Annotated in this window: 5 protein-coding genes and 1 pseudogene; 3 read left to right on the top strand and 3 right to left on the bottom strand. The window is 40.1% G+C overall.

The features are described 5' to 3' along the window. The 3 genes and pseudogenes from VB740_RS15165 to VB740_RS15175 form a co-directional block, all read left to right on the top strand. A pseudogene (locus VB740_RS15165) lies at nucleotides 1-210 on the top strand (hypothetical protein); the annotation flags it as partial. 226 nt (nucleotides 211-436) lie between these two features. After that, nucleotides 437-2,881 (top strand): hybrid sensor histidine kinase/response regulator, encoded by a 2,445-nt coding sequence (locus tag VB740_RS15170; RefSeq protein WP_323200811.1) that lies wholly within the window; start codon nucleotides 437-439, stop codon nucleotides 2,879-2,881. Beyond that, entirely contained in the window at nucleotides 2,878-4,173 is a 1,296-nt protein-coding gene (locus VB740_RS15175; RefSeq protein WP_323200812.1) for a response regulator, read from the top strand. Before VB740_RS15170 ends, VB740_RS15175 begins: the two co-directional genes overlap by 4 nt. Nucleotides 4,174-4,341: 168 nt before the next feature. Here VB740_RS15175 and VB740_RS15180 read toward each other — a convergent pair whose 3' ends face one another. The 3 genes from VB740_RS15180 to VB740_RS15190 form a co-directional block, all read right to left on the bottom strand. Next, complete coding sequence (locus VB740_RS15180; protein WP_323200813.1) at nucleotides 4,342-6,129, bottom strand: serine/threonine-protein kinase; 1,788 nt, start codon at nucleotides 6,127-6,129, stop codon at nucleotides 4,342-4,344. Between the two features lie 323 nt (nucleotides 6,130-6,452). Continuing rightward, nucleotides 6,453-6,947 carry a hypothetical protein gene (locus VB740_RS15185; protein ID WP_323200814.1) on the bottom strand — a complete coding sequence of 165 codons (495 nt, stop codon included), beginning with the start codon at nucleotides 6,945-6,947 and terminating at the stop codon, nucleotides 6,453-6,455. Nucleotides 6,948-7,578: 631 nt separating this feature from the next. Next, nucleotides 7,579-9,132, bottom strand: coding sequence for a GTP-binding protein (locus VB740_RS15190; protein WP_323200815.1), 1,554 nt, complete (start codon nucleotides 9,130-9,132; stop codon nucleotides 7,579-7,581). Between the last annotated feature and the right edge of the window lie 651 nt (nucleotides 9,133-9,783).

Below are 9,783 nucleotides of genomic sequence, written 5' to 3' on the forward strand. Positions count from 1 at the left end.
CAAGGCGGAAGTCAAAAGTCAAAAGTCAAAAGTCAAAAGTATTATGGAATAAGCTTTTTAAGGATTTTAAATGGTTGCTCTATTTACGCCGTACTAGTACAGCACGGCGTAAATAAAGCTACCATTTCATTACAGCCAGAAAGCGCAAAATTAAAGCTTTTTGACTTCCGCGGCTCGACTGAGCTTCGCCGAACGTCCTTGCAGTACTAGCACATTAACAATTTAGAATTCCGAATTGTTAGCAACACTTCTTATAGCCAATAATTGGAATTTTAGTTGATTTTAAAGAATATCAAATAAAAACTTATAATACACGCCGTTATTATAAATTTATTAATTATTTTATCAAAAACTGTGAGCATCAATAGTTTCTTGGGCAATCTAAAGATAACCTAGAATTTTTTCTTGCCGAACTATGCGATTAAGGAGCTAACACTTGATACGAGCCAACTCCAACCTTAACAGAGAAATTCATCCCTCACGAAATTTACTAATTCGATTTATTCTTGGCGGCACTACCCTTATAGTCAGTATTTCTGCTTATTTTAGCTATCAAGCCGCTAGAAATATGATGCTCAAAGATTTGAGACATAGCGCTTTTTTAGAGGTACAGAGAGGGAGTGCTGAAATTGAGGAGTGGTTACACGTTCGTCAAGTGGAGGTAGAAGCCCTAGCTAATACTTCAACTGTACACTCCTTAAACTGGTCTGTGGCAGAACCCTATTTAAAGGCAGAAGTCAAGCGAATTAATGAATTTTTCTTTTTCCAAATAGTTAATCCAGATGGTTCGTTTTCCAATACAAAAGTTGGTCGATCAAATAAAAATATTCAGGATCGGGATTTCTTTCAAAAAGCAATTGCGGGAAAGAGCAATATTTCTGATCCCTTTATTAGCCGTTCTACAGGAATTCCTTTAATTGCGATCGCCACCCCGATCTCGTCAAATTTTGCTAACAGTAGTTCACCGATCGGGGTCTTCCACGGCAATGTGAAAGTCGATCACATTGCAGATGTTGTCAACTCCCTTTACTACGGTGCGAATAGCTATGCTTTCGCCCTCAATTCCCAAGGACAGGCGATTGTCCATCCTAACTCGGCGTTAATGTCAACCGTAGAAAAGCCTGCACCCAGCCTGCTAAAAATTGGCGATCGCAATTTAAATGCGATCGCCCAGCAGATGGTAAACAAACAACAGGGAATTGAGTTAATGGAAATTGACGGCACTAAAAAGTATGTAGCTTATCTGCCGTTGCAAGCCGCTAATTGGTCTGTGGCTTTGGTGATTCCCCGCGAAAATATCGAATCTCGATTGCAATTCCTCGATTTAATCGCCTTAATTGTTGGTGGATTGACAGTTACCATGATTACTGTCTTGTGGCAAGTGCAAGCATTTGAACAAACTGAACTAAAAAAATCTAAAGCTGCGGCTGATACAGCCAACCATGCTAAAAGTGAATTTTTAGCTAACATGAGTCATGAACTGCGAACGCCCTTGAATGGCATTCTTGGCTGTGCCCAAATTTTGCTGCGTTCCCCAGCTTTACCTAATCAAGAGCGATATCACGTCAATATTATTGAACAATGCGGCTCTCATTTGCTGACTTTAATTAATGACATTTTGGATCTCTCTAAAATTGAAGCAAAAAAGCTAGAACTGCATCCGGTTGATGTGCATTTTCCCTCTTTTCTCCAAGTAATTGTGGAAATATGCCAGATTCGAGCAAAACAAAAAGGCATTTTGTTTGTCTATAAATCCGCAATCAACTTGCCTATAGGGGTTCATGTTGATGTCAAAAGATTACGTCAGGTGCTATTAAATCTGTTGGGAAATGCGATCAAATTTACAGATGAAGGTCAGGTTACTTTCAATATTGAAGTAATCGATCAACCTTCCAGCGATCGACAAATAGTGAAACATCGCCTTCGATGCACCGTAGAAGATACGGGAATTGGTATAACTCTCGCAGAATTAAGCAAAATTTTCTTGCCATTTGAACAAGTGGGTGATAAAAATCGCCAAGCTGAAGGTACAGGATTGGGTTTAGCCATTACTCGACAGTTAGTACAGATGATGGGTAGCGATATCCATGTTAAGAGTCAGATCGGTCAGGGGAGTAGCTTCTGGTTTGAGTTGGAGATTCCCGAAGCGACTGACTGGCTACAATCTGCGATGTCTACGACGGGCTACGCCTACGCATCATCAGAGAAACAAATCATTGGCTTTGAGGGTGGCCCCTACACCATCCTAATGGTTGACGATCGCTGGGAGAATCGGACAGTGATTACAAACTTACTGCAACCACTGGGTTTTAATGTAGTTGAAGCCAGCAATGGTAAAGAAGGTTTAGAAATAGCGATCGCCCTCAAGCCAGACTTAATTATCACAGATTTACTGATGCCAGAAATGAATGGGTTTGAATTAATTGAACACCTGCGTCACACTCCAGAAATTAAGGATGTATTGATTATCGTCTCTTCCGCTAGTGTCTTTGAAGCCGACAAACATCGCAGTCTGCAAGCTGGAGGTAACGCCTTCTTAACCAAACCTATACATGTAAATGAATTATTGGATCAACTAGAAAAATACTTAAATTTGGTATGGATTTACAAGCAATCTCAGCCTGATGTAGAAAAAGCCAAAGAAGCAACAGCAAATAGCCAATCTACTCAATTAACCTCTCCTTCCCCCCAAGTGTTGCAGGAACTAGTCGCCTTAGCCAGTAAAGGTAACTTTAATGCCATTCTCAAGTGGGCCGATCAACTGGAGGAAACAGACATAACCCTCGCGCCATTTGCTAGCGAAATAAGGCAACTAGCAAGACAATTTGATGAAGATTTAATCCTCAACTTCTTGACTCAATATGCAATAGAAACAGCATGAAAACTACTATTAAAGATCAAAAAAATCCTATAAATTACACTTTTTCTAAGGGAATTATTTTAGTCGTTGACGATAACCCTGCTAATTTACAAGTTTTATCCAGCTTTCTGGATCAGTCTAGTTTTGAAGTTTGGGCAGCACGGAGCGGCGAGAGAGCCATTCAGCGATTAGAAAATGATGATTTACCTGATTTAATCTTGCTGGATGTCATGATGCCCGGTATAGATGGTTTTGAAACCTGTAAACAGCTAAAAAGCAATCCTCGTCTCCAAGATATTCCGGTCATTTTTATGACAGCCCTCTCAGAAACTGCTGATAAAATCAAAGGTTTGCAATTGGGAGCCGTAGACTACATTACCAAACCTTTTCAGCATGAAGAAGTCTTAGTACGGATTGAAAATCATCTCAAGCTGAGAAATTTGACCCAAACCTTAATCGCTAAAAACACCGAATTAGAACAGACTCAAACTCAACTTATTCAAGCAGAAAAGGTAGCAGCTTTAGGTCAAATCACAGCAGGAATTGCTCATGAAGTTAACAATCCCATCAATTTTATAGCTGGTAACTTAAATTTTGTTGAACAGTATGTACAGGAGGTGGTTAGTTTACTATATCTTTATCAAAAATATCTACCCAATCCACCAGATGAAATTAAAACCGCGATTCAAAAAAGCGATCTCAACTTTTTGTTAAATGATTTATCTAAAATTATTCAATCCATGCAAGTTGGTACAGATCGTGTTACTGAAATTGTGTCATATTTAAACAACTTTTCACGACACAGAGAAGCGGGTAAAAAACTAGTTAACTTGCATGAAGGGTTAGATAGTACATTACTCATTCTGGGGCATCGCTTTAAATATAATGCTCATCAGCCAACCATAAAATTAGTCAAAGAATATGGAAGCTTGCCACTTGTTGAGTGTTTTCCTGGGGAAATTAATCAGGTTTTTATGAATTTAATTTGTAATGCGATCGATGCAATTGAAGAAAAGTATAAAAATAAAGATATTGAAACAGTTTATCAAAATCCTGGAGTTATTAAAATTAAAACTGAGGCAATTGGAGAGCAAGTCATTTTAAGAATTGCCGACAATGGCTCAGGTATAAATGAAGCATATCCAACAAAAATATTCGATGCTTTTTACACAACAAAACCCGTTGGTAAAGGAACAGGGCTTGGTCTATCTATTGCTTACCAAATTGTGGTTAATAATCATCACGGCAAGCTCACATACAATTCTAAATCAGGTGAAGGGATAGAGTTTATCATTGAACTACCCATCCGTTAACAATTCAAAATTCAAAATTATTGCATTAAAGACATTTTGCCTACGGCACGCTACGCGAACAGATGGGGATTTAAACCCCGACTGATGAATAGACTACACGCATAGGGGCACAATATATTGTGCCCCTACTCGCATTTTAAAATTGTTCTATGTAACAAGTCTATGCATCTACAAATTGCTGTAACTACGAATATTCACCTCTTGCAGGTAGTTTCCTCCTTGAAGAGATTCAATCCTATTAGCTGAGTTTTTAGAGGCAAAAGAATTTTTTATTTTTGCAGAAGCTATCTTTTGATTGTTAGCCACAAAACGTTGCTTTTGAGTATACTCATTCAATTTAATTTGAGCTTGAGCATAAACTAGAGTATCGTTGGGAATATTTCGGAGAAATTTTACAGCCTGATCAAAATCACCAACAAATGCTTTCTTATAAGCTTTCTGTAAAAAGTAAGCTGCTCTGATCTGCCGCTTGCGATTGTACTCAGCTAGCTTGTCTTGAACTAAAGCACCCGCACGACTTTCTTTAGGAATTTGCCGCAGATATTGTAATGCAGTAGAGAAATCTTTTATCTGGGCGCTTTCATAAGCTTTTGCTAATAAATCTTGCGTCTGTAGTTCAATATTTACGGAAGCTTGCTGAACTAGTGTATCTGTTTTAGATTGCCAATATAAAATATTTGGAATTTTAGCAACAGCATCAAGAACATCTGACCATTTACTCTCTTGAAAAGCTGTTTGAGCTATTTGGTATTGCTGTGCAGCTACTTGCCATTGCTCTTGCCATTTTTCAATTGTGGCTTGCGCTTCTGGATAAACATTACTGTGGGAAGGAATTGATTTAACTAGTGCGATCGCTTCTTGCAAATCCCCTGCTTGATATTCTTTTGTGGCTTTTGATAAAGTTTCTGTTTCTGAATATGCAGGTGCAGCATTAATTAAAGAATATACACCAAATCCCATCAATAAAGAATTAGCCGCCAGCCCTACTTTCATTCCTGTTAATAACGGCGATGATTTTGCAGATGTAAAATTTTGACAATTATCATCTTCAATCGCCTCTAAAGGAAATTGATCATCTGTTTCTAATATTTCTGATGGCTGAGGTTCCCATATTATTTGTTTGAGTACCCGCAGTACCTCACCCGCAGATTGAAAGCGGTTTTGGTAATCGTAGCGGATCATTTGGCTGAGAACAGCAGCTAGATAATCGTTAACTGGCGTGGTTTCAGAACGCCAAATAATTTCATTAGTATAAGGATCAGCTTTTAATTGTAGTGGTTCTAACCCAGTTAAAGCCTGGATGGCAATCATACCCAAAGCATAAATATCACTGTTGGGCTGTGTTTGACCAATAAATTGCTCTGGCGGTATATATCCTAATGAAGTAACGGGAATTCTATAAATCGGCAATTCCGCACCTATGCCAAAATCGATCGACTGGATTGAGCCAAAGTCAATCAAAACCAACTTGCCATCGCTATTACGTCTAATCAAGTTTTCTGGTTTGATATCACAATGGATCACGCCTTGAGAATGAACAAATTCCAGAATACCTAAGACATCTATCAGAAATTCTACAACTTCGCTTTCACTCCAGACAGACCCCCACTGTTGAACAATGGGTAATTCCGCAGCCAGCGCATGTCCTTCAATGCGCTCTTGAACTAAATAAAATCGCTGATTTTCTTCAAAGCAGGCGATAAATTCAGGAATTTGGTCATGGCTTCCCAGAAGTTTGAGGGTTTCAGTTTCAGTCAGAAACAGTAACCTCAGCATCTCTAAGTCCAAGTAGCCGGATTCGGAACTGCTAACTTTAATTTGCTTAACAACGCATTTGGGATTCTGTGGATAATCTACGTCTACAGCAATATATGTTTGTCCAAACACCCCTGCACCCAGGCTTTGGATAATTTGGTAACGCCCTTGTAGTAATTTACCGATTATGTGGTAGCTCATGACCTGGTTACTCAGTAAGTCTTTTTAATTAGTTTTTCTAACGTTTCCTCCTGTTTCCGGAATATTTTAGAAATAAATGACTAAAATTTTGATACTGAACTGAGGACGAAAACAATCCGTCATCAGAAACACGTGTTGAAACTCAGCCAACAATAAAAGCCAGTAGTGAAACTGATAAATTACGTGAAAATGTTGGGGAAAGCAAGAGAAAAAATCAACAGCTAACAGCACAGTAACAAAAGGATATATCAGTGTCACAAAAACCGTTAGAGTGGACAAGGCTTCAGTCTTGCTCACTCTACTCGGCTATGCTTGCTCCATCCTTAGTCTGATATTCGACTCCATGTGGGAGCGATTAACTGCCCTGCCAATCCTCCTTTTTGACCAATCGCAAAAACCTGGGTTGCTAGGAGTATTCTTCCTTTTTTCTGAGTCTCGGAGATTATAAAATTATATGTAACCGTGCCGGTAGAGAAAGGGATCGTAGCAACACCTGTACCATTTGTTGCCACCGAATAAGTTCCATTCGCCACCGGGGGAAGATCGTTAATGTTTCTAGAACAATTAGGAATGGGATTGCTACACGGTAAGTTCGCTATGAGGTCCACAGTTAGTCCACCTTTTCCATCGAAGATTATCGGTCCTAAGCTGGCAACATTAGCACTGTTGTTGACATAGGCATAATTTCCCTGAAGACTGGCCTTTGTGAAAGTCTGATCGCTAGCCATAGCAGACTGAGCAGTGTAGATACCAAGTATAACCAGAATTACCGCCAGTACCTTGAAAATATTCCTTATTTGAGCAGATTTATTTTGCATTTTTCTTACCTCGCTCTGATAACTAAAAATTGAGATTTCCCACTTGGGGCATGACACAAAAGCTTAAAGACTAGCTCAAGCGCAACCGCTACCTGAAGCGGTTAGCTCTCTTGGCTGCTGTCAGATGTCATTTGCAACAAAGTGTTGTTCTGGCAAGGATAAATATAGGATTTCCCGCCAGTCAGATTTTGTAGTAGGCAAACTATTTATGAGACTGGTTTTATCAGTCTAATACCGCTAATTCGGATGATTAGACTGATAAAACATCTTCAAACAGGCAATTACACTTTGATTAGTGAAGATACTACCACCATTAGCTGAATTAGTCTGCAAAATTCCGTATTTCTTCCAATTGTTATGACTGGATATTACACATCAAGTAATCAGGTGTAGAGGTATGTTCAACTGTCCGCTGAAACAGTTAAGAAAAGGTTCGTTTTTTTGACTGTTAAAGCACAGTAGTGTAATTTAACGTGAGTTCGACGTTTAGAAAATCGCAAAAAGCTTACTATATATGAAACACAAGAAGTTGGGCAGGTGTTGCGTGCGATAGCTACGCCCGCCGCAGGCATCGCTAAATGATTTAGGACTGTTTAACAGTAAGCACATTTATTTTTGAATTTTCAATTATTTAACTATTGACTTCTTCATCATGTTCAACCACCTCAGATTTATCTTGTAAAGGCTTTACTACCCGTGCGATCGCTTCTTGAATAAAAGCCTTAATAAATTCATCTCTGCGATTAATTTGAAACTGTCGCTGCACAACTTCTGTCATTCCACCATCACCCCAATCTTGGTCATGACGGAAATATTCAATAAAACTTTTACCAGCAATTCGCGTTAAATAAGCTGCTGTCACACCTTGGATTGCCCTACCAATAATAAAGGTGGCAACATTGAGTTGCAAAGCTGTAGATAATAATTGAATTGCTCCTTTAACAATGCCCAAACTGGCGATGGTTTTCGCTAAAGAAAGGGCTAACTCTCGTCCCCGTTCCATATTCAATTCACAGCCATATACTCTGCCAATTTCTACAACCATTTGAGCATTAACAGCAGCTGTCGCCAGCAAATCTACGACTGGTATAGGCGTGACTGATACTACACCAGCACCAATCCACTGAAAGCGTTCTACAATTTTGTCAGCTTGACGGCGACGCTGGCCATCGATGAGTTTTCGCGCCTCGTCTCCCAATCGCAGAGATTGCAAAAGAATATTATCTGCCACCAAATCTTCACCTTCGGCGCGTAAAACAGCAGCCGTGCGCCGCAGCAAAGGCACAATATCGGGTTCCGGCTGGAAAGTTTCACCAGTTTCTAATTGTGCAGATTGGGGATTAGCTGCGATCGCTACCACATCATTAGTTGCAATAAATCCCCGTACCCGTTGACGCAACCGTGCAAGGATGGCTTCTTTATCTTCATCTGTATATAAATCAGTTTTGTTGAGAACTAGGAGCGATCGCTTACCAATTTCTGCCAACCCCCGCAGTGGCTCATATTCTGAACGCCGTAAGTCGTTATCCACCACAAACAACAGTAAATCTGCTTCTGTCGCCAGTTCTCGCGCCATTTGTTCCCGTTCCGTTCCCGCCACACCCGCTTCTAAAATTCCTGGCGTATCTGTAATTAAAATCTTGCGTTCTAATCCCTTCAACCGCAGACAATAAGTTTCTCCAACCTGGGTTGTACCCATAGGTGCATCTACCTGACCGACCATGCGTCCCATAATTGCATTAACTAGGGAAGTTTTGCCAGCACTCCCTGTACCAAATACTACTACTTGAATCTCACCCCGTGCTAGATTTGCTTCAATCTCTCGTGATTTACTTAATAAAGCTTGGCGTGCTACTTCATCTTGAATTTGCGATACCTGTTGGCGTACAGCCTGGAGAGTTGTAGAAGCAGCATCAGATTTAGCAGCAGGAATTTGCGCCGCAGTCACTCGCTTCGGGTTGCGGCGCGATCGCTTTTCCCCAGATTGAATCACCAATACATAATAGACAAAAGCGGCAACCAACGCTCCTATAAGGATAATCAGCAGCAACAGCAGCAAATTGCCTAGCAACGGCGAATAGGACAATTGCCAATAGAGGCGCGATAGGGAATCAATTAGCCATAGGGCTAGCCCCAAAATGACGATCAGACCAACAATCAGCGTTACTATGCGTGGCAGAGGCATGGTTGGGAAAGATTAGTGGGTATTCAGTAGGCAGATGCTTCTGATCTTAATAGTTTCAGTCTTTTTTACCAGAGTAGTAAGAAGCAGTTTTTGATTCAACCAACAACGCTCATCCCCTTGACTAACAAAATTTTAAATCTCGCACTGCGTTTCTATCCCGCCTCGGAATGAATTCCGAGTCTCAATAGCCGAAGTCCACTCAAGTGGACTAAACAAGCAATTCAGTCCACTTGAGTGGACTTTCGCTATCAGCCCAGAACTGAAGTTCTGGGTGGGATGTCGTTCAGGAGGTAGATACTTATAATCTTCATACTTTCAGTATTTTTAACCAGGATAGAAAAAAGTCATTTTTGATAAACTGAGAGCGCATTTTGTATCAAATGTGTTCTTACCTACTTGCGGCTGGATTTCTTGTTTTTGATGAAAACCGCCTACTAAAACAATTCAACAGCGAGTTATGCCATGACTGCAATACCTAAATTAAGATACTTTAACTGGGTTCAACAAAGATTCCACCAGCTTAGTATTCGGCAAAAAATCTTTTGTGGATACGGGCTGGCTTTGGGAGTTGCGGTTTTGGGAACAACGGTAGGGTTAGTAAGCTAAAACACATCTAATTTGCATATCAAAATTTTATTAATCCCTTGTGGG

The sequence above is a fragment of the Nostoc sp. UHCC 0251 genome (genome assembly GCF_034932245.1).
In the GTDB taxonomy this organism is placed as follows: domain Bacteria; phylum Cyanobacteriota; class Cyanobacteriia; order Cyanobacteriales; family Nostocaceae; genus Nostoc.

Bases quoted from the DNA above. Each gene is read 5' to 3' on its own strand.
- VB740_RS15175 (WP_323200812.1), top strand. From the start codon at position 2,878: ATGAAAACTACTATTAAAGATCAAAAAAATCCTATAAATTACACTTTT.
- VB740_RS15180 (WP_323200813.1), bottom strand. From the start codon at position 6,129: ATGAGCTACCACATAATCGGTAAATTACTACAAGGGCGTTACCAAATT.
- VB740_RS15185 (WP_323200814.1), bottom strand. From the start codon at position 6,947: ATGCAAAATAAATCTGCTCAAATAAGGAATATTTTCAAGGTACTGGCG.
- VB740_RS15190 (WP_323200815.1), bottom strand. From the start codon at position 9,132: ATGCCTCTGCCACGCATAGTAACGCTGATTGTTGGTCTGATCGTCATT.